Below are 21,148 nucleotides of genomic sequence, written 5' to 3'. Positions count from 1 at the left end.
TGTGTTAAAAGGAATTAACTGCATATTTCGCAATGCTACGCTCTTATTTTATCAAAATGATTGAGGGCGGGATTATTTTTTTAGACTCAGTTGTTAGCTTCTCAATTTTTTGTTTTTCTGTAACTCACTGATATGCATACGATATCATTTTAGTGTTTAAAAAATAAACAAGTGGATTTATCTTCCAATGACTAAGCATTTTACATTCCTCTCAATGGTAATAACATGTGTTATGTTATAACATATGCTTTATTGGTTAAGGATAAAGCCACTGCATGCCAGACATGGTGTTCATAGGTATAGGAATGGATGAGCATAGGCTTTGTGATAAATCTGAAGCTTAACTGGTAACCGATGAATCATGTGTTTGAGGCCGGATAACTGTGTAAGTTACCTGTTCCTCTTGAGACATGGTTTAACTGATCATTTTGAAAGTGGCTAGGCATCCGCTGTTTTCTTATGCAAACTTCTATTAAGGTCTTAATGTGTTATGGAACTATTTGTTAATAATTTAACAGTTATCGATTTTTCATTTTTGGATATACAGAGAGGATTAGTCGGGGAAAGTCTAATTGTTGATATCAACATCAAAGGTGAACTTGATCATCAATCCATGGTGATGGACTTTTCCAAATTAAAAAAGGAAATAAAGAAGTATATTGACGAGACCATTGATCATGCGCTGGTCATACCCTGGAACAGTCCTCAAGTTTCATTTGTTAGTAAAGCCTTGACAGCAGAAGTAACTCTGCGCACGGATGAGGGGGAAGTTGACTGCTATGTCTCGGGTCCTGTTAAAGCTTTTTGTCCAATTCAGTCGGGGAAAATTAACAGAGACGTTATTGAAAGATGGTTAACCACAAGAATTAATGCCATAATGCCAGCTAATATTGAAAGTGTTTCTGTGTCATTACGTGAAGAACACATCGGTGGTCACTACTATCATTATGCTCATGGTTTAAAAAAGCATGAAGGGAATTGTCAGCGAATTGCGCACGGGCATCGTTCAGCTATCCGAATCTACATCAATGGGGAGCGACACCCCTCGTGGGAAATGTTTTGGGCAAAACGTTGGCGGGACTGCTATCTAATGTCTGAAGAAGATGTTGTTGCTGATTTTTCGAAACTTTCTGTAGGTGCTCAACAGATAGCAAATGAAAATTTGATTGCTTCCGCCTACACCAGTACTCAGGGACGATTCGAACTCCTGATAAGGCATGGGAGAGTTGAAATTCTGCCTTATGACACGACAGTTGAGAGAATTGCTTGTTACATCAAACAGGATATGGTTTATTCGCAACCTGACTTGGGCAATCTTGTTGTTCATGCATATGAAGGTATTGAGAAAGGCGCGATTGTTTAAATATATCGGAGAGGATGCTTTCTCTCCGATATTTTTCTTGATTAAGTGTATTTAAGAGGATTCTTGGTCTCCACTGTTTTTTCTTTGTATGCAGCGGTAAACCATGTGATTAGTTTCTCAAGATGCATTTTTCCGTATAGAGAAATCATACGACGTGTTTCCTGATGTGCTTTATTTTTCATAATATCTAATCTTTGCAGAATAAATTCTTCTGTCAGCTCAATTCTACATTCGTCTACAATACAGTGATGCCATTCTTGGTAGGTTTGAGGGATCATTTTCACTCCAAAATTAAGTCAGGGTTAATGAAATAAGCGCTGCAATTAGCAGTGAAGTGCAGGCCTGCTTACCCACTAGGCTTGCAGCAAAAAAGCATGATACTTCCCGTGCTATAGTAATAATTGTGACCAAACAGGCCATCAAGGTAGAGGCCAGCCAGACAACGATGATGAGTTGTACAAGACTCAGAGAATGAAGAATTAGGCCATTATCTTGGTTTAATACCAGCAAGCCATCTTTCCGCAGTAATGAAAAAACTATACCCGGCAGAGCCTCTGCAGGAAGGTGAAAGAATTGAGCTGCCGGTGCGAGTAAATAGCATATATTATCAATTATACCATAGTAATTCAGCAAGGTGGCTGCAAGGCAGATCAGCAGGAAAAGCGGCATGGCCTGACGAAGAAACTGTGCTACAACATTTCTTAATGCCCAATTCACGGCGCGCCAGCGAGGTAGTTGCAACCAGCTGATATGCATCGATGCTCTTGTTGGCATATGAGCTGCAGCAACCTGCCAGATACGCGTATGGAGACAAGCGGTGGCGAACAGTAAAATTAAATAGGGGGCAAATAATTCCGGATACCCTGCTGCACTGAATATTGAGAGTGTCGCGCCAATTTGATAGCTGCAGGCCGAACCAAAAGCAATGGTGCTGATGCAATTCTTACGGGTGCAATTTGAACAACTCCGACTTTGAATTACCGCAACGACATTACAGCCAAAACCACTCAATATAGGAAGCAGGTCGTCGCCTCTTAACCCGATTTTACTGAGCCAAGGGTCCAGAGAGTTTATTATCCGTTCTTTAATTCCGCTGTCTTCCGTTACGGATACTGAAAGACCAATTAACATGACCACTGGAAAAGCCCAGATAAAAGAATACAAGCCCAGCGAAACCAACCCATAGCTACCGTTAAGCATTGTCTGAACAAGTGCAGGGGCCTGCGAAAGTCGTTCTGCCAATGGACGAATAAGAAACTGATCCGCAACAGGTTGCAATGCATCAGATATATGCCAGGAGAGCCAGACAGGAAATGCATAGAGCAGCGCAATACAAATCACAGAAAGAAGAGGGCCTATATAAGGATGTTCAAACCATGTCCGTTGTGGAGTTTCAGTCGTGACATCCAAAACCGGTATATTTTGCTCTTGATGCCTCTCTGGCTGAGACTGTGCATATGTCTTAGCTAAAAGGCTTAACAGCTGCTGCCTTTCATTTTCATCGGCGTGGCGGGTATCAAGCGCAACGATTGGGGATTGTGTTATTTTGCTGAACTCCTCCTTAAGTGTTTCAATACTTGAGGTAACCTTATCTGTGAATGTCATAACTATGGCCATTCTGCGTTTATAACGTTGCACTATTTGTCGTAGTAAGTCCCATTCAGCGAGCGCGTGTGTAGCACGAATAACGACGATAATGACATCGCTGCGATCTAAGGCTGATAACGCTATCTCTGTGGTCGTATTGTCATCTAGGTAACGAATACCAGGCGTATCAATGAGCCGCCCCAGACCTTGTTCAAGCGTATATTCACGGCAGAATACCGTAGAGCCACGAATATTTCGTTCATCGCTGAGCGCGCTTTTTGTCAGAAGGTTAAAGAGGCTTGATTTACCTGCACTCTCAAGCCCTATGAGCGCGAAATGAGTCATAAAGTCCTCCTTCAGCAACCACAGCTGTCATCCGGGCAGCAAACATCGCCGTAAAGCGTTTGCCAGTTTTCATCACTGATCGGATGGTTGAGTTGCTGAGCAATGGCTTTTGCCACAACCGAGAATCGCTGTCGAAACTTATAGATGAAACAAAAGATATGGTGGTCATGCCGCACTTGTGGACCAACCAGATAGAGACCTGGAAACCGAGTCGAGCCGTCCGCAGGTGACAGTAAAGGGTAACCCGAAGCATTCCAGTCAAAAAAGGGTGCCAATTGTCGTGCTCCACCCCCGCAAATGAAGCCGGTTCCAAGGATAGGGCGCTGGTGGGATAACCATGCCCGACCGTCAGAGGTATGTATCCGGTATCCACCACCTGGATCTGTTAATTTTAAAACAGCGGTGACATCTGCATCTTCATAAATCTCAAAATGGCGGTTGCCCATCACTTTTTGCAGCCGCTGGCGAGTGTAAGGCGAAAGGCTGATACTGGGGTCTGCAATATGGTTATTGGCCCATGGGGCTGAGCGGGTTAGCAATCTGACGTTACAGCCTATATCGAGCAAATTTAATGCTGCATCCACCGCACTCTCATAGCCGCCAATAACGATGTAATCATCCGGTGTGAAATCGCGCCAGCTGTTAACCTGAGCGTAGTGGCAGCAAAGTTCGGCGCCCTCAAAGACATTTTTATCAGGAAACTGATATTCGCCGGTGGCCCATACAAGCACCGGGGTTTCCCAGATCTCACCAAGCGACGAAAGCAAACGGAATTTGCCTTTGCGCGTCAGTGAGACTTCAGTGATATGAGTTGAGGTCAACGTTTCTATATCGTTTGTATCTATGACCTCTTGCAAATACTTCGCGTAATCCGTTCCGTCGAGATGCTCCACTCCCGCAGAGAGCGCTGGTGAACTGTTGGGCGTCACGGCATTCAGGTCAATGTGTCCGTAGGGATTGGCATAAAATGAGGGGGTGATAAATCGGGTCTCTTGCGGCCAGCGTAAAAAAGATCCACCCTTTCATGGCGGTCAATGAGTAACAAATCATTAACCCCAATTTGACGCAGAAGTGAGGCGGTGCCCACTCCTGCGGGGCCAGCACCAACTATCACAACGTCTTTTTGTACGATCATAACTTTATCCTGCACATAAAATGCAACGTTATAACATAACATAAAGGGATTGCGAGTAGTTCCTGTTTACGAGATGTTACTTCACCTTCCAGTGGGTTTTACCGTCTTTATCTTCAAGCTCGACGCCATGCTCTTCAAGCCAGGCTCGAATAATATCAGCACGCTCCCATTCCTTGTTGCTACGGGCAAGTTCGCGTTCCTTCACCTGGTCAGCAATATGGTCCAGTTGCAGCTGATCCAAGATAGGATTTGATTGTAGATAGCGCTCAGGATCCTGATAAAGCAACCCGAGTACCTGCCCCAGAGATCTGAGGGTTGTAGCTAAAGCCGCAGCTTCTTCCGGCTCCTCTGCCATTTTTTGGTTGGCAATTCTGGCCAGGTCAAACATCACCGCTAATGCTTTTGGTGTATTAAAGTCATCATTCATTGCATGCTGAAAACGATCCACCCACTCATCGTGATCCTGGCTTTCTACTCCATTGGCTAAACGACATACAGAGTAAAGGCGGGTGAGGGCTGACCGCGCAGAGTCGACATTTCCCTGAGTAAAATTCAGGGGTTTGCGGTAATGACCAGAGATATAGAAGAGACGCAGTACTTCACCATTGTAGACCTTAAGCATCTCTCTCAGAGTCAGGAAGTTATTAAGAGACTTCGACATCTTTTCCTGGTCAACAGTCACCATGCCAGTGTGTAGCCAGTAATTTACATAAGGACCATCGTGAGCGCTGGTGGACTGAGCTATCTCATTTTCATGATGTGGGAAAATGAGGTCGGAACCTCCCCCATGTATATCAAAATGATTCCCAAGGTGATAACTGTTCATGGCTGAACATTCAATATGCCATCCGGGGCGCCCTGCTCCCCAAGGTGAAGGCCAGGAGGGCTCACCCGGTTTAGCTGCTTTCCACAACACAAAGTCGAGAGGGCTGCGCTTCTGCTGATTAACTTTAATACGTGCCCCAGATTTTAGATTTTCAAGATTTTGTCCGGACAATTTGCCATAGTCTTTCGCCGAGGCTGTTAAGAACATCACGTCCTGTTCATTCGTCACGTAGGCATGACCGCGATCGATTAACCGCTCAATCAGGTTAATAATTTGTGGAATGTGATCGGTGGGTTTTGGCTCAACATCAGGTGGCAAAATATTAAGCGCCGAAAAATCCTGATGCATTTCAGAGGTCATACGCGTGACAAGTTGCTGCCAGGGTTCACCTGTCTGATTTGCACGCATGATGATTTTATCGTCAATATCGGTGATATTACGGACAAATTTAACATTAAAACCTGAATAACGTAAGTAACGCACAATGGTGTCGAAGGCGACAAATGTGCGCCCATGTCCCAGATGGCATAAGTCATAGACGGTAACGCCACAAACGTAAATGCCAATCTGCTCCTTGCGGATAGGGGTGAAAGGCTGTTTTAGCCCTCCATAAGTGTTGGTAAGTTTAATCAATTGACGCACCTTGTTTCCATAGATGAAAAACCGTGTTCAGGCAGAGCACGGCTAAGAAAAAGAGAGTAGAAGATTAAGAGTGAGGAGTTTGATTGCAGTCCGAACAAATGCCAAAGCTTGCCAGTGTCACTTCACGCTCTGCCATTCCCTGTTCGGACAGGCGAGCTTTCACCAACTGCATGGCAGCTGAGAGAACGGGATCATTTTCAATGGGAATAACATGGCGACATTGATCGCATTCAAAGCTACCCATTGAGCTTGTTTGTTTTAACGAAAAATGATGAGTGCGCGCAGAATCTGTAAAACGCTGAACCACATCTATCTGCATCAACCTTTCCAGAATCCGGTAAAGGGTGACACGATCAGGGGAGTTATCCCCGAGCTTCAGAAATAACTCTTCACGACTCAATGCATCACTGCTCTGCTCAAGGCAGGCCAGTGTCGCCAGCATTGCAGAGGTCACCCGCAGGCCATGCGATCGCAATAGCTCACGCCATTTTTGCTCATGTGCAGGAATTTTATCCATTCAGGCACCTCTTTAGTGCAATACAGTTGTGTTTTATGAGATAGATTATATTATCGCAATCTAATTGCGTTAAGTCCAGTGTGCTTGCAGTTGTTCAAGAGCAGTATACCAGCAGGATAAGTGATTTGTCGGGGGCATGTTTAGGACAGGTTTAGTTGACTGCAGATAGCGATGCGTGGTTGCCACCACGAAGTCGGCCCTAAGTCGGTATCAAAATGTGAGAGCTTAATCATCGGCAAGCTATCCGGTTAAGCAGAAAATTATTTGAGTGTAAATGTTATGATATAACATAATATTAAAATTAAGAGATTCTGACATGGTTGAACCTTCAGCATCAAAGCAGAAAAGAGTTCTGGTGATGTCGGCAAAAGACTAGATGACAATTCTATTTCTTCGAACGGCTATCGCACCATGAGCGCAACAAAATGATTGATCACCTTGACTTTCCGTGGAGTGTGCCCGAGCGCTGTAATCTTAATGGCGATGAAACTGACAAAGAGATACGTGAAGAAAAACTACGTTTGCTGTTTCGTCAGATTAATAGTGAAAGTCGGTTATTACCGAAGCTTGATGCTGAATTACAGCTACTCAAACACAAAAATGTGGATAAGCGATACCCCAAAAGACATTAACAGCTTTCTGTTCTCATGTACTGAACGACACAATTTTAAGGAATAGCTTATGACCGCAACGCCTTCTATCTGCCCAAATACAATGGCAGATATCCAATCTTCCTCAACAGAGCTGCAGGGGATTGCTCTGGATTGGGTAGGTATGGAGCAAATCGATCTGCCACTTGAATTTGAGGGGCGGCAGGTCAGTGCCAAAGTTGATGCGGGTATTAACCTGCTTAACAATGAAAAGGCGGCAAAAGGGATCCATATGTCGCGGTTGTATATGTTGCTGGATAGTTTGACTGAAGGAGAGGTTACCCCGCCCAAGATCCGTGAAGTTTTGAATGCTTTTCTGGCTTCTCATGATGGACAAAGCAGCCATACAAGTTTGGCAATAACCAGTGAACTACTGCTGTCACGCAAGTCACTCAACTCGAATCACTATGGCTGGAAAGCCTACCCCATACACATATCAGCTATGGCGGGGCAATCCAATGCTATCCGAATGAAAGTCGGCATTCCATATGCTTCCACCTGTCCAAATTCTGCCGCTTTAAGCCGGCAGGTTGCTCAGTTGGAATTTCGTAAACAATTTGGGCAACGGATTGATCGCTTACCGCTTGAAGAAGTTGTTGAGTGGTTAGGTAAGCAAGGTCTGCCTGCCACACCACACGCTCAGCGAAGCTGGGCATGGGTCGATGTGGAGTTAAAACCTGACAGTCCGACATTCCCCCTGCGATATGTCATTGAATTGTGTGAGATGGCTTTGGGTACAGCGGTACAAACCGTCGTGAAGAGAAGCGATGAACAGGCGTTTGCTCTCGCCTGTGGTCAGAATTTGATGTTTTGTGAAGATGCGGCACGTCTTCTTTATCGGTGTCTAGAGAACGAAAAAGCATTCTGTGCATTTGATATTCGAATAGAGCATCAGGAAAGCCTGCATGCTCATAATGCTGTCGCTAAAGTAAGTTGGAAGGAAAAAAATCATGTTGCGTAAAAATCCCACCGGTCATTCACCTGAGGTTTCAACGAAAGCATTTATTGATCCCACGGCGGTTATTTGTGGCCGCGTCATCATTGAAGACTATGTGTATGTGGGCCCTTATGCGGTGATTCGTGCAGATGAGGTGAATGCTGATGGAGAAATGGAACCTATTATCATCGGTTCGCACTCAAATATTCAGGATGGGGTGGTAATCCACTCAAAAGGTGGTGCTGCGGTAACCATTGGACGGGGAAGCTCTATTGCACATCGCGCCATTGTTCACGGCCCGTGTAAGGTAGATGACCGCGTATTTATCGGCTTTAACAGCGTTTTATTTAACTGTCATATCAAGGCTGGCTGCGTCATTCGCTATAACGCGGTTGTTGATGGTGTAACTTTGCCAGAAAGCACCTACGTACCCTCTACAGAACGCGTCGGGCCTGACAGTGATTTAACCAGCTTCTTACAGGTGGATCCTGCCTCACTTCAGTTTTCAGAAGAGGTCGCTTCAACTAATGTTCAGCTTGTTGAAGGCTATCAACGATTGCGCAATGAGTTTTAAACAGATGAAGACCAGCCGCTATGGCTGGTCTTTCTTGCCTTTAATGAAGCTCTAAAGAGTCGTCGCTCATTAACAAAGAACACCTACTTTTAAAGTTGATAATGCAACATCGTTGCGTTATCTTTCTTTGCACTTATTGCAATGTGATTGCATTTACAAATCAGCGATGCCGGAAACTATTATGTCGGAAGCCCTATATCCCTCCCCAAAAACAATTTCATTAACCTTACCCGATGGTTCACGCAGGGATTTTGCAGAAGGAAAGACGCTTTTCGAGGTGACTGAAACCCTGGGAAAAACGGTGTCAGAAAGTGCAGTCGCTGCGGAACTGAACGGCAATACCGTGGATTTAAGCTTAACGCTTGCGGAAGATGCTCAGGTCAACATCATAACCCTGCACGATAAAGAGGCGCTTGAGATCATCCGCCTGAGCAGTGCATTGGTGCTAGGCCAGGCCGTAAAAGAACTTTACCCCGATGTTCGAAGGGTTGAAGTGGTGCTTAACGAGCATGGTTACCATTATGACTTCCAAATCAAGACCCCATTTACCACGGCGGATCTTGTTCGTATTGAGCAACGCATGTTGCAGCTAATCAGTCATGAAGCAGCAATAGTGACTGAGAAGGTAAAACGCAGTGAAGCTATTGCCTGGTTCGAAGCACAGAATGAACCTTATAAGGTTTCCGCTCTTGACCAGGTAACGGATGACGCGTTTGTACATCTCTGGCACCACCAGGATTATGTTGACGAATTTCCGGGACCTCACGTACCAAATACGCGCTTCCTGAAGCATTTTAAATTATTGAGCGTAGCAGGGGCTTACTGGAGAGGTGACGCCAGTAAGGAGCAGTTACAACGTATTCACGTTACCACCTGGGCGACTTCAACTCAGTTGCTGGGATGGCTTGAGAGCCGGGCGGTAGCTGAGCAGCGCGATCATCGTAAACTCGGGCGCGACCTTGATCTTTTCCATTTCCAGGAAAATGCACCAGGAGCCGTTTTCTGGCACCCACATGGCTGGACATTATTCCAGCAACTTATCCGTTACATGCGTTTGCGGCATGATGAGGCAGGGTATGTTGAGGTCAATACGCCGGATGTCATGGATCGAACGCTATGGGAGATCTCAGGCCACTGGGACAATTACCGCGATAACATGTTCACTATACAGACTGAAGATGGCCGTAGCCTGGCTCTTAAGCCGATGAACTGCCCCGGAGCTGTTGCCTTGTTCAATCATGGCATGAAAAGCTACCGTGACCTGCCGATTCGCATGTCTGAATTCGGTAAAGTGCATCGCTATGAGCCTTCAGGCTCATTGCACGGCCTCCTCCGCGTTCGCCACTTTACACAGGATGATGCGCATATTTTTTGTACCGATCAGCAAGTCGAAGCTGAATGCCGCAAAATTCTCTCTCTGGTGCTGAATATCTACCATCAGTTTGGATTCCAGGACGTTGCCATTAAACTTTCCACCCGTCCGGAAAAGCGTATCGGCAGTGATGATGAGTGGGATCGCCTCGAAGGCGCACTCGAAGCATCCCTTATGGCTGAGAACCTGGAGTGGAGTGTCAATCCAGGGGAGGGTGCGTTTTATGGACCAAAACTTGAGTTCGTATTACGGGATGCTATTGGACGTGACTGGCAGTGCGGAACATTACAGGTTGATATGAACCTGCCCGCACGGTTTGAAATGAGCTATGTGGATGAAGAGGGTTGTTTAAAGCGTCCCGTCATGTTGCATCGTGCTCTTTTTGGTTCTCTGGAACGGTTTACAGGGATACTGCTGGAGCACTATGCAGGCAAACTCCCGGCGTGGCTTTCTCCCGTTCAGGTCGTCGTCATTACAGTGTCTGGCCAGCAAAGCGATTATGCTCATCAAGTCGCTGCCAGTATGCGTCAGCGGGGTATTCGCTGCGAATGCGATCTGCGCAATGAGAAGATAGGTTTAAAAATCCGCGAAGCGACACTTTCTCGTGTGCCATTTATGCTGATAGTGGGTGCCAAAGAGGAAGCGGATCAGCGCGCAACTGTTCGTGACCGTAACGGTGGCAATATGGGCACGCTTCTACTGGATGAAGCTGCGGAAATGTTGGCACTCTGCTGCCAACTTCCCTCTAAGGAATCCGTTTCTCATTAATGCTCTAAGCCGGCTATCTGCCGGCTTTTAATCAATGGTCAGGCAGTCGTCATGCTGCTTCCGACTTCTAAAGGTTATCTGTGAATAACACGCTGATTAAAAACGCCACCCTCATTAATGAAGGTGTGACCAGATACGCTGATGTGCTTATTGTGAACGGGCGCATTGAAAGTATCGCCAGTGATATTTCGGTAAATGCTAATTACGATGTTATTGATGCAAAAGGTTTGTGGCTTATCCCTGGCATGATTGACGATCAAGTGCACTTCCGGGAGCCGGGTCTGACTCACAAAGGAACTATTGCTACCGAATCTGCTGCCGCTGTGGCGGGGGGGATCACCAGTTTTATGGAAATGCCTAATGTCTCACCACCCACAACAACACGGCAGGCATTAGAAGATAAGTTTCAGCGTGCGGCTCAACATTCTTATGCTAACTACAGTTTTTGGTTTGGCGCGACCAATGACAATCTCGAAGAATTACGCGCCCTGAAAGCTGATGAGGCATGCGGTGTTAAAGTATTTATGGGGGCATCTACCGGGAATATGCTGGTGGATAATGAACAGGTACTGGACAAAATATTTCAACATGCTCCCTGTATTGTGGCTACCCATTGTGAAGACACACCACTGATTAAAATCAACGAAGTGATATGGCGGGACAAGTACGGTGAAGATATTCCGGCGAAAGAGCATGCGCATATTCGTTCGGTTGCCGCTTGCCTGAAATCATCTTCGCTCGCGGTTTCACTGGCTAAGAAATATGGTACACGCCTTCATGTGCTGCACATCTCCACGGCTGATGAACTTAAACTTTTTGAAGCAGCCCCAACTCTTCACGATCTTAAGAAAAAGACAATTACGGCAGAGGCTTGTGTACACCATCTCTTCTTTAATCAGAATGACTATGAAATTCTTGGCAACAAGCTCAAAACGAACCCGTCAGTTAAAGAATCATCACATCAACAAGCACTTTGGGACGCTGTGAAAGAGGGGGTGATAGATATCATCGCCACCGATCACGCCCCGCATCTGCCAGAAGAGAAGAGCAACCCCTACAGTTCTGCACCTTCAGGTGTTCCTCTGGTGCAGCATGCTTTACCTGCGCTCTTTGATTTGTGCCACAGGGGCATTTTCACTCCTGAGCAGGTTGTCTCTAAAACCAGTCACGCCGTTGCGGAACGCTTCCAGCTTAAAGACCGAGGTTATATCCGTGAAGGATACTGGGCTGATCTGGTGTTAATTGATCCCCAGGCATCACTAAAGGTCCGGGCTGATGAGCTGCTCTACAAATGCGGCTGGTCCCCTTTCGAGGGCAGAGCGCTCAGCGGCGGGCAAGTAGTCATGACCCTCGTTAATGGCAATGTTGTATGGCGGGACAACAAGCTGGTCTCACCCCCTTCAGGGATGAAACTCTCTTTTTATCGCTAATATTTATTCAGAATAGGTATTGAACATGGACTTTAACTTCACCGGTAATTATCCAGACCGACGTTTACGGCGGAGCCGGGCACAGGCATTTAGCCGCAATCTTACCGCTGAAAACCAGCTCACAGTAAACGATCTTATTTACCCATTGTTTGTTGTTGAAGGGGGGAACCAACGACAGGAAGTTGCTTCAATGCCTGGCGTATATCGTCTGTCCGTTGACCAATTACTGAGGGAGGCTGATGAGATCGTAGCATTAGGCATCCCTGCTATTGCATTGTTTCCTTCAGTTGACAGTGCTTTAAAAACCCCTCTGGCCGATGAATCTTTTAACGAGGAGGGGTTAATACCGCGCGCAATTCGGGCCCTCAAAAGTGCTTATCCTCAATTAGGCATCATTACTGATGTGGCGCTCGATCCTTACACCTCTCATGGTCAGGACGGCATCCTGAATGCGCAGGGATATGTATTGAATGAAGCGACCAATGATGTGCTGATAAAACAGGCAATGGCACACGCATACGCTGGAGCAGACATTATTGCACCCAGCGACATGATGGACGGCAGAGTAGGAAAAATACGACAAGCTCTGGAAGCGCAGGGGTTTGTTAACACCCAGATCATGGCCTATTCGGCTAAATACGCCTCACATTACTATGGCCCTTTCCGTGATGCGATCGGTTCAGCATCGGCGCTGGGTGGAGGCGATAAGCAGACCTACCAAATGAATCCTGCCAACCGGTTGGAGGCCCTTCACGAGGTTGCTCAGGATCTGACGGAAGGAGCGGATATGGTCATGGTAAAACCCGGCATGCCATATCTGGATGTTATTCGGGAAGTGAAAAATCAGTTCGCCGTCCCCGTCTTTGCCTATCAGGTTTCAGGGGAATATGCGATGCATATGGCTGCGTTCCAGCAAGGTTGGTTGATGCCGCAGCCGACGGTGGTCGAATCGCTACTTTGCTTCAAACGGGCTGGTGCTGACGGGGTTTTGACTTACTTTGCAAAACAGGCGGCCGCGTGGATGGCGGAACGCAACGGTTAGTTTAAGACAATGATGGAAATGCTCAATTTTTTATCCAGTCAAAAAGTATCGATGAAGCGTCGTCGCTTTTTATTATCAGGTCTGGCGTTTTGTACGCCAGTCTTTGCTAAAGAGGAGTTCGCAACACTTAAATTTATCCCAGCCCCCCAGGAGGCGAAACCAGCCGGTCATACGAGTCCATCGACAATGGCAAAAAAACCGCAACACGCCGGTGAGACACATGTGAAATGTGTCATGATTGATCCAGGCCATGGAGGAAAAGACCCTGGTGCAGTTGGTCATACTGGCGCAGAAGAGAAACATGTGGTGTTAGAAATAGCGCAAAACATTCGCGTTCTCTTAGAACCTCGTAAAGATATTGAGGTGAAACTCACTCGGGATGAGGATCATTTCATTCCCTTGTATGAACGAATCAATATCGCTCATCAACACGAGGCGGATATTTTCCTCTCCATCCACGCTGATGGATTCACCAGACCCGAAGCGCACGGCGCTTCGGTATTTGCACTTTCTTCTCGTGGAGCCAGCAGTACGATGGAGCGTTATTTGGCTGACAAAGAAAATTCAGCCGATGACTTCACGGACATCGATGTAAAAACCAAAGACGCTGTATTGCAAAATGTATTATTCGATCTTGTCCAGCATAACACCATCAAAGACAGTCTCAGGCTAGGTAAGCATATGATCCAACATATTGAACCAGTCCACCCTATGCATAGCCGTCATACTGAACAAGCCGCTTTTGTGGTACTAAAATCACCCTCAATCCCCTCTGTGTTGGTTGAAACATCATTCATAACAAATCCTGATGAAGAGAAGCTCTTAGGCACACAGGCATTTCGCATGAAGATAGCAGGCGCTATTGTAAAAGGGATAACCAGCTACTTTGATGATATGCAGGCTTAGCTTATGGCGGGTAGTTCATATCAACCGGGGAGAAGTATTTGATAAACAAAAAGCGGATTGCGGTTATTGGGGCAGGAGCATTGGGACTTTCGGTTGCCCGTTCACTGGCTTTGACCGGTGCAGAGGTCAGCATATTTGAACGGCAGTCTATCGGTGCAGGTACCAGCACGACAACATTTGCCTGGATTAACTCCAATGGTAAAAATCCAGAGAGTTATCATTCATTGAATGTCGCTGCGATGCAGGAACATTATGCATTGCAACAACAGGCTCATTCTGAAGGACAATGGTTAATTCGTACCGGGACATATGAATGGGCAACGGATACAGCCCAACAACAGCGGCTTGAACAACGCATCGCTAAGTTACGACAATCGAATTATGCGGTTGTTGATCTGTCTCGTGAGCAGATGAAGACGCGTGTTCCTGAAATTCGCATTGATCCCAGGATCGAACGTATTTGTCATTTTCCAGATGAGTGTCTGTTACATCTCACCATTTTCCTGGCGCACCAGTGGGCAGAAGCGCGACGATTTGGCGCCAAATTACATATAAATGCTGACGTAGTGGATGTTCAGGAAAATGGAGGTAGTGTTGCCCTGACACTTGCTGATGGAACCGTCTGGCAGGGTGAACAGGTTGTTTTAGCTACAGGTCGCTGGTCACAAGAGATCATGGGACGTATGGGCTTAGAGCTGGCGATGATTGATCCTAACCACCCTAATAAAATTGCCTGTGGTTTCCTTGCCCATACCACGCCGCAATTCACTCAGCTCAGTGCTAACCTCATTACGCCGGAGCTTAATGTCAGGCCAGAAGGAGGGGGGCGACTATTGCTCCAGGCGCCAGACCTCGACCACTTCGCTAACCCCACATTTTTTCCAACGTGTGATGGCTTCATCGGCCAGGAAATGCTGAACCGTTTACACCGATTATTTGATAATACGGAGTCGGCAAAAATCGAACGTATTACAATAGGTCAGCGTGCGCGACCGGCTGATGGCCTGCCCGGTATTGGATTTGTCACGCCGTACCGCAGAGTTTATTTAATGGTGACGCACAGCGGTATGACCCTGGCACCCTTATTAGGGAAGTTAGCTGCGGAAGAAATCCTTGAGGGTCACCGTTCTGCATTGCTTAATGATTATGCGCCTGATCGACTGCTAGGAAAATCGTCTGAAGATTTTCCGGCGTTTTCCACCCTTCACTTTCCTGCGGCTCAGTAGATATCATAGCGTTAATGTACTGACTTGTTTAACAAGAGCAACCAAGAGGTTGCTCTTGTTAAAGTTGCGGTGTGTTAAATAATAAATTAATGACCGTGTTTTCTATTTTTAAAGAGAAGCTTCATCAAAAACCAATGCTCATCTAAAAAATTTTACTGCAGCTTGAGTTAATTACTTCAGGCAGGACTCAGCGTAATCCAATTTGTTTATCATCATCCGATGATCCCACCCTGGGCGCCATTTAAAGCAATAGCATCAATGCGTATAAGGTCTTCGGAAGTGAGTAGTATATCAGCGCTGCCGATATTTTCCGCAACACGCTCTACACTGCGCGACCCAGGAATGGGCACAATGTCCCCGCCCTTCGCCAATAGCCACGCGATAGCCAGTTGAGAAAGTTTACACCCCTTCGATTCTGCAATCGAATTGAGCTCCTCGGCAAGTGCAACATTTTCACTGAAGTTTTCAGGTGCCCACCATGCCATCCATTGACGGAAATCAGAGCTTGAATAGGCATCTCTCGGTTTTACTGCCCCACTCAGGAAGCCGCGAGCTAAGGGAGAGTATGCTACGAGGCCAATACCTAATTCGCGCAGATATGGTAAAACCGCTTCTACTCCACGAGAAAATATTGAGTACTCCATCTGGTAAACTGAAATCGGTGCAACTTTCATTGCCCGCTTGATCATCTCGGTGCTGGAGTTAGACATTCCCAGATAGCGCACTTTACCCTCCTCTACGAAGCGCTGCATTTCACCGATTACTTCCTCGACCGGTATTTTCGGATCGTGAACGTGCTGATAAAGAACATCAATAGTTTCGATTTTCAGATTCTGAAGGCTGTTTTCAACGCTTTTCCGCATGGCCTGAAGGCTTGAATCTGGGTTCCATTGTTCGTCGGCAATGCCGAACTTAGTTGCAATGGTTACTTTATCCCTGAAGGGGGCGAGCGCTATGCCAAGCAACTTTTCCCCTTCGCCCCAACCGTACATATGTGCAGTATCGAAATGGGTAACCCCCATCTCGTGGGCTTGCCGGATAGCCTTGACCGATTGAGCATCATTGGTGGGACCGTATCCTACGGCAGTTCCCATCGCGCCATAGCCAATCTCGCTGACTATCAGTCCCTGATTGCCAAGTTTACGCTGCTTCATGTTTTTCCTCTCTTTTTCGATCTTCAAAACGTCAGCCGACGTGACATGGATGGGACGTATGCTTAGTATATGAAGAATTATTCAGATTCGGAATTCGCTTTTGAAACGTGAGATTCACACCACGCTGATCCCCCGCAAAACCCCCCAGCAAAGGCGATCTGCTGAAACCATAGAGGCTATTTTTGCTGCCGCGATTCAGGTTTTGCGCATGGGGGGTTCTTCTGACTTCACTACCACAAAAGTGGCTGAGCGCGCAGGAACTTCAGTGGGTACGCTCTATCAATATTTTCCTAACAAACATGCACTCCTCTATGCCGTTCTTTCTCACCACTTGGGGCGCATAGCCTCAGCCTTTGAAGTTTCCTGTCTGAAACTTGAGTGTCAGTGCCTTGCAGAAATAGGAGAGGGACTGGTAAAGGCTTACCTTAATGCCAAGACGTTCGAGCTAGAAGCGTCTGTTTCACTTTATTCTGCCGTGAGTCACCTGGATGCTTCTGAGCCGGTCCGCGACATGATTTACCGCATGCGTGCTGCGATAAAAACAGTATTAATCAATTTAAAGGATGCATTTTTTTCTGAGCCTGATGAGGTGGCTTTTTTCCTGCAAAACATGCTCAGTGGAACAACCCGTGCGGTGTTTGAAAGTCTGGATAGAGAACCCATTGATTCAATTAGAAAGTTAGAGGCAGACCTCTTGATCATCTGCAGTAGCTATTTACAAAAAAAAGCCTTGCTTCGGTGATATCTCAACCTATCTAAATCCTGCCTAGGATTTTGATGGGCTAGGCCGAACCCGTCTGGAAGGGCAGTGGCACAGAATGGCGCCTTACCCCCCTGATATAACTGGCAACTGTTCCTACTGCATGGCCACTTATCTGGTGCGCGCAAGCAGCCAACCATTATTTAGTAAAATGATGCCCAATCTAGATGATACGGGCGAACATCTAGTGTTACGGAAGCGCCACAGTTCTAAAGGTGATGTGACTGTTAGTCGCAAATGCTGTCGTACATGAGAAAGCTAAGATTGCCGTGGCAATGCTACTAACTGTAAAGTTCATTTTTCCGTTTTATGTAATATTATAACGTAACATAGTCTGTGCTGCTGGGCTGGTGTTTATCAACTTGGTGGCCTTTCAGACTTGAGTTTAAAGCGGTAATTACCTTTCGGAGCAATCATGAATCAAGATAATCGCATTCCAGTCACTGTCCTGACCGGCTTTCTCGGATCAGGTAAAACCACGCTTCTGAATCATATACTCAGTAAACAGCATGGGCTTCGTATCGCCGTAATTGAAAATGAGTTTGGTGAAATCGGTATTGATGATGCTTTGGTTATCAATGCGGATGAAGAAGTCTTTGAGATGAACAATGGTTGCATTTGCTGCACGGTGCGTGGCGATCTTATCCGCATTCTCGGCAGCCTTATGCGTCGACGCGATAAGTTTGACCGAATTCTGATTGAAACAACGGGCATGGCGGACCCAGGCCCGGTGTCACAAACGTTTTTTGTAGATGAAGAGATAAATGCAGCGATGCGACTCGATGGCATCATTACGGTCGTCGATGCTCATCATGTAGAGCAACACATTGATAGCAGTGACGAAGTACGAGAACAAATTGCCTTTGCCGATGTAATTTTACTCAATAAAACCGATCTGACGGACGGGAAAAAACTAGACGTACTTGAGAAGAGATTACGCAGCATGAATGCGCTGGCCAGAATAGACCGGACCGTCAACGCGGAAGTCGATATTCCATCGGTCCTGAATATTGGCGGCTTCGATTTGAACCGTATTCTTGAGGAGCGGCCGCGCTTTCTGGAGCCCGAATATCCTTTCGAATGGGCTGGCATTTACGCTCTTGACGCCGGCGTACATGAATTACATTACTCAGAAGGACCTGACCCCCAGATTGAGGCCTTATTTGTGCGGGTTGCTGATGACAGCGCTGCCACACTGTCTGATTTCGCTGCCAAGGCAGATTTGACGTTTCAGTCGCAAGAGCGTTCTGCTCCAACGACAGGCCCTCTCAAGCCTGCAAAACAGCTTTTAGATTTACCGGTTCCAGCCCAGGGCACACTTTCGTTTACCGTAGAGATTGAAGAAGCCGGATTTTATGCGCTGGCAACCCAACACATGCCTGAAGAGTTTCATCTTTCCCTTCGACGCAACGGCACTGACTTGTCACCCAGTATCTTCCATGCCTATAGCGCTGCGCATAGCCATGATGATGAGATTACCTCTGTTGGCATCACGCTGGAAGGAGAGCTGTCTGAAGCAAAATTCAGCCAGTGGCTACGCATGTTGTTATCAGTCCAGGGGGAAAATATATTTCGCTCCAAAGGGATTCTCAACATTGCTGGTCAGCAGAGCCGGGTAGTGTTCCAGGGTGTTCATATGTTGATGGATTTCAATAGAGATCGCCTGTGGCAAGTGAATGAGCCTCGTATAAGTGAAATCGTGTTTATCGGCCGTGGTCTTGATCGGCAGGCGCTCATTGAAGGTGTGAATGCATGTCGAATTTAACGCCAGTAGGATCGGGCTATGAGCCGGTGTGGTCTGTCACTGAAGGCGAGTATGTTAATCAGATAACGTTCTCCCCTGACGGCAAGCATCTGGCAACTGCCTGTGCGGATGGTAGCGTTGCGGTCTACAGCTGGCCTGAGGGTAAGCGCCTGTGGCGAGAAGTGGTACACGGACTGGGTGCCAGTGCGCTTGCCTGGTCGCCCGACAATGCCACGCTGGTAAGCGGTGGTCAGGACAGCCGAATCATCATTTGGTCAGGAACGACAGGTGTCAAAAAGCATACGCTAACCAGTGGAAGAGGGTGGGTCGAAAAGTTGGTCTGGTCCTCCCAAGGCACACTCGCAGGCATAACGGGTAAGGAGCTGAAAGTCTGGAACAGCGACGGGCTGCTCATTAGTGATTTTATGGCCTCTGAGAGCACGCTCACAGGGGTTGAATGGCAGGATGATGGCAGTTTGCTGACTAGCAGCTATGGACAAGTATCACGGTGGTATCCCACCAAAAGTAAGCCAGTAAGAATATATGAGTGGAAAGGTTCTCTTTTAAGCCTTGCTGTTCGACCGAATGGTTCAATCATTGCCGCAGGCAGCCAGGAGGGGGACATTCATCTCTGGCGCCTGAAAAAAGAGAATGAGTTTCAAATGGGTGGCTATGAAGGCAAAGTCCGGCACATCGTCTGGAGCTGTAATGGTCGCTATCTGTATACAGCTGGTGGAGCGGCGCTTGTAGTCTGGGATTTTAAGGGACAAGGCCCCGAGGGAACCCGTCCTGACTACCAGCTGTGCCACGATGGCAACATTACCGCGCTAGCCTCACATCCTCATCAGCCCGTAGTTGCTTCCGGGGGCGAGGATGGAAGTCTCTTTATTTATGATTCATCGCGTTTTAATGCGCTTGCAGCTGTGCAAGGGGACGCCGCGATAAGTTGTATTGCCTGGCATCCCATTGAGTCAGTAATAGCCGCAGGTACGATTGATGGTGGCGTACATTTGCTAAAAATCACCATGTAAAATCATCTATTGCTTAATATCAGGCTGCTACAACTGTAGATATTAAGTTTATTGTTCAGAGAACAATCAGGATGCAGATGAGCAAATGGCACCTACAATCCTAAGGGTGGCACCATGCTGTCACCCATTCTGTGCTTATCTTCAGCTCATACGCTGTCGGATGGTTCGCATATCTTTATCCAGCTGAATGCGCAATGCGCGCATAAATTCGCGGGCATTTTCTGACAGCGGCTTGCCGGGTCGAAATATCATTAATCCTGCAAAGTTTACTGCGCTGCTGAAGGGGCGGATAACCAAATCCGTGTGCATAAAATCATAGGCAACGATGGGATTGACCAGCCCGACTCCCAGTCCAAGACGTGCCATTTCGCAGATGGTGAGCGAGTAAGGTGTTTCGACCCGCACCTGAAGCGACAGCCCAAGATGATCCATCAGGCGGTTAAGTTGCTGCTGGCTGCTGTCTTCTGGACTCAACGCCAGAAATTCAGTCTGTGCCAGGTCAGCTGGATGAATAATTTCCCTGCCGGCTAGGGGGTGATGTTTCGCCATGACGACTACCCCCTCGGCCTGCAAAAAGGGGGAATGCTCAAGCCCGCCGGGCGGGATCTCGTCCGCCATCAGCCCGAAATCAACCTGGCCTGCCATGACCTGCTGATAAACCTCCCGTGAACTGAGTACTTTGAGGGAGATTTGGATATTGCGCTGTTCAACATTGAAGCTGGCGATGGCACGGGGAAGAAACAGATTTCCAACCGCCGGATAGGCGGCCACCGCGAGTCTTCCCAGTCCCAGTTCGCTTAGAGATCGCAGGCGATGGGCGATGGCTTCCATACCGGTAAAATGCTGATCCACATCGACCATCAGTGCAGTGGCTTCCTGAGTAGGCAAAAGCCGTCCTCGCACGCGGGCAAATAGCTTCAGCCCGGCATTCTCCTCAAGTTTACGGATAGCCTGACTCACTGCGGGTTGGGAAATATCCAGCTTTTCCGCAGCGCGGCTGGTACTACCCGTCAGCATGACGGCGCGGAAGATTTCAATCTCTCGGTACATGACAAGCTATAACCTGTGCTTATAAGGTAAATAATTTCTGATATTGCTGTAATCATAACCATCCCTGAGAATCAATGTCAGCACTAACA

At 47.1% G+C, this 21,148-nt stretch carries 18 protein-coding genes and 1 pseudogene; 12 read left to right on the top strand and 7 right to left on the bottom strand.

Translation table 11 applies throughout. The features are described 5' to 3' along the window. Window positions 1-490 precede the first annotated feature (490 nt). Window positions 491-1,363 carry a 6-carboxytetrahydropterin synthase gene (locus IAE30_RS26705; protein WP_200539122.1) on the top strand — a complete coding sequence of 291 codons (873 nt, stop codon included), beginning with the start codon at window positions 491-493 and terminating at the stop codon, window positions 1,361-1,363. Between the two features lie 41 nt (window positions 1,364-1,404). On the opposite strand, the gene IAE30_RS26700 is transcribed toward IAE30_RS26705, so the two are convergent. The 5 genes and pseudogenes from IAE30_RS26700 to IAE30_RS26675 form a co-directional block, all read right to left on the bottom strand. After that, window positions 1,405-1,641, bottom strand: a complete 237-nt coding sequence (locus IAE30_RS26700) for a hypothetical protein (RefSeq protein ID WP_200539123.1) — start codon at window positions 1,639-1,641, stop codon at window positions 1,405-1,407. Between the two features lie 13 nt (window positions 1,642-1,654). After that, complete coding sequence (locus tag IAE30_RS26695) at window positions 1,655-3,295, bottom strand: nucleoside recognition domain-containing protein (RefSeq protein ID WP_200539124.1); 1,641 nt, start codon at window positions 3,293-3,295, stop codon at window positions 1,655-1,657. Between the two features lie 11 nt (window positions 3,296-3,306). After that, a pseudogene (locus IAE30_RS26690) lies at window positions 3,307-4,430 on the bottom strand (NAD(P)/FAD-dependent oxidoreductase). A 76-nt stretch (window positions 4,431-4,506) separates the two neighbouring features. Continuing rightward, window positions 4,507-5,889: a cysteine--tRNA ligase gene (cysS, locus tag IAE30_RS26680; RefSeq protein ID WP_200539174.1), complete on the bottom strand. Its 1,383-nt coding sequence runs from the start codon at window positions 5,887-5,889 to the stop codon at window positions 4,507-4,509. Between the two features lie 73 nt (window positions 5,890-5,962). Next, window positions 5,963-6,415, bottom strand: a complete 453-nt coding sequence (locus IAE30_RS26675) for a Fur family transcriptional regulator (RefSeq protein ID WP_200539126.1) — start codon at window positions 6,413-6,415, stop codon at window positions 5,963-5,965. Between the two features lie 425 nt (window positions 6,416-6,840). On the opposite strand from IAE30_RS26675, the gene IAE30_RS26670 reads away from it, so the two are divergent. The 8 genes from IAE30_RS26670 (at window position 6,841) to IAE30_RS26635 (ending at window position 15,320) form a co-directional block, all read left to right on the top strand. After that, complete coding sequence (locus tag IAE30_RS26670) at window positions 6,841-7,047, top strand: hypothetical protein (protein WP_200539127.1); 207 nt, start codon at window positions 6,841-6,843, stop codon at window positions 7,045-7,047. Between the two features lie 49 nt (window positions 7,048-7,096). Next, on the top strand, window positions 7,097-8,026 hold the full coding sequence (gene folE2 / locus IAE30_RS26665) for a GTP cyclohydrolase FolE2 (protein WP_200539128.1): 930 nt from the start codon (window positions 7,097-7,099) through the stop codon (window positions 8,024-8,026). After that, entirely contained in the window at window positions 8,016-8,576 is a 561-nt protein-coding gene (locus tag IAE30_RS26660; RefSeq protein ID WP_200539129.1) for a carbonate dehydratase, read from the top strand. The genes folE2 and IAE30_RS26660 overlap by 11 nt, the downstream gene beginning before the upstream one ends. A gap of 181 nt (window positions 8,577-8,757) precedes the next feature. Continuing rightward, on the top strand, window positions 8,758-10,716 hold the full coding sequence (thrS, locus tag IAE30_RS26655; protein WP_200539130.1) for a threonine--tRNA ligase: 1,959 nt from the start codon (window positions 8,758-8,760) through the stop codon (window positions 10,714-10,716). Window positions 10,717-10,796: 80 nt separating this feature from the next. After that, window positions 10,797-12,146, top strand: coding sequence for a dihydroorotase (locus tag IAE30_RS26650; RefSeq protein ID WP_200539131.1), 1,350 nt, complete (start codon window positions 10,797-10,799; stop codon window positions 12,144-12,146). Between the two features lie 25 nt (window positions 12,147-12,171). Next, the gene (hemB, locus tag IAE30_RS26645) at window positions 12,172-13,188 is read left to right on the top strand and encodes a porphobilinogen synthase (RefSeq protein ID WP_200539132.1); all 1,017 of its coding nucleotides are present in this window, start codon (window positions 12,172-12,174) and stop codon (window positions 13,186-13,188) included. 9 nt (window positions 13,189-13,197) lie between these two features. Further along, window positions 13,198-14,094 (top strand): N-acetylmuramoyl-L-alanine amidase AmiA, encoded by an 897-nt coding sequence (gene amiA, locus IAE30_RS26640; RefSeq protein ID WP_234465544.1) that lies wholly within the window; start codon window positions 13,198-13,200, stop codon window positions 14,092-14,094. A gap of 41 nt (window positions 14,095-14,135) precedes the next feature. Further along, complete coding sequence (locus IAE30_RS26635; protein ID WP_200681296.1) at window positions 14,136-15,320, top strand: FAD-binding oxidoreductase; 1,185 nt, start codon at window positions 14,136-14,138, stop codon at window positions 15,318-15,320. A 212-nt stretch (window positions 15,321-15,532) separates the two neighbouring features. Here the strand turns inward: IAE30_RS26635 and IAE30_RS26630 are convergent, their stop codons facing one another. Further along, window positions 15,533-16,474 (bottom strand): aldo/keto reductase, encoded by a 942-nt coding sequence (locus IAE30_RS26630; protein WP_200539133.1) that lies wholly within the window; start codon window positions 16,472-16,474, stop codon window positions 15,533-15,535. Between the two features lie 100 nt (window positions 16,475-16,574). On the opposite strand from IAE30_RS26630, the gene IAE30_RS26625 reads away from it, so the two are divergent. From IAE30_RS26625 to IAE30_RS26615, 3 genes are all read left to right on the top strand, one after another. Continuing rightward, window positions 16,575-17,216, top strand: coding sequence for a TetR/AcrR family transcriptional regulator (locus IAE30_RS26625; protein WP_200539134.1), 642 nt, complete (start codon window positions 16,575-16,577; stop codon window positions 17,214-17,216). Between the two features lie 433 nt (window positions 17,217-17,649). Then, a complete protein-coding gene (locus IAE30_RS26620; RefSeq protein WP_200539135.1) occupies window positions 17,650-18,999 on the top strand; it encodes a GTP-binding protein in 1,350 nt (449 codons plus the stop codon). Then, on the top strand, window positions 18,987-20,009 hold the full coding sequence (locus IAE30_RS26615; protein WP_200539136.1) for a hypothetical protein: 1,023 nt from the start codon (window positions 18,987-18,989) through the stop codon (window positions 20,007-20,009). The genes IAE30_RS26620 and IAE30_RS26615 overlap by 13 nt, the downstream gene beginning before the upstream one ends. A gap of 141 nt (window positions 20,010-20,150) precedes the next feature. Here the strand turns inward: IAE30_RS26615 and IAE30_RS26610 are convergent, their stop codons facing one another. Beyond that, complete coding sequence (locus tag IAE30_RS26610) at window positions 20,151-21,059, bottom strand: LysR substrate-binding domain-containing protein (RefSeq protein ID WP_200539137.1); 909 nt, start codon at window positions 21,057-21,059, stop codon at window positions 20,151-20,153. Between the last annotated feature and the right edge of the window lie 89 nt (window positions 21,060-21,148).

The sequence above is a fragment of the Pantoea sp. S61 genome, assembly GCF_016625145.1.
GTDB lineage: Bacteria > Pseudomonadota > Gammaproteobacteria > Enterobacterales > Enterobacteriaceae > Pantoea > Pantoea rwandensis_B.
The sequence above is the reverse complement of the archived record's forward strand: the minus strand, read 5'-3'. Positions and strand labels throughout refer to the sequence as shown.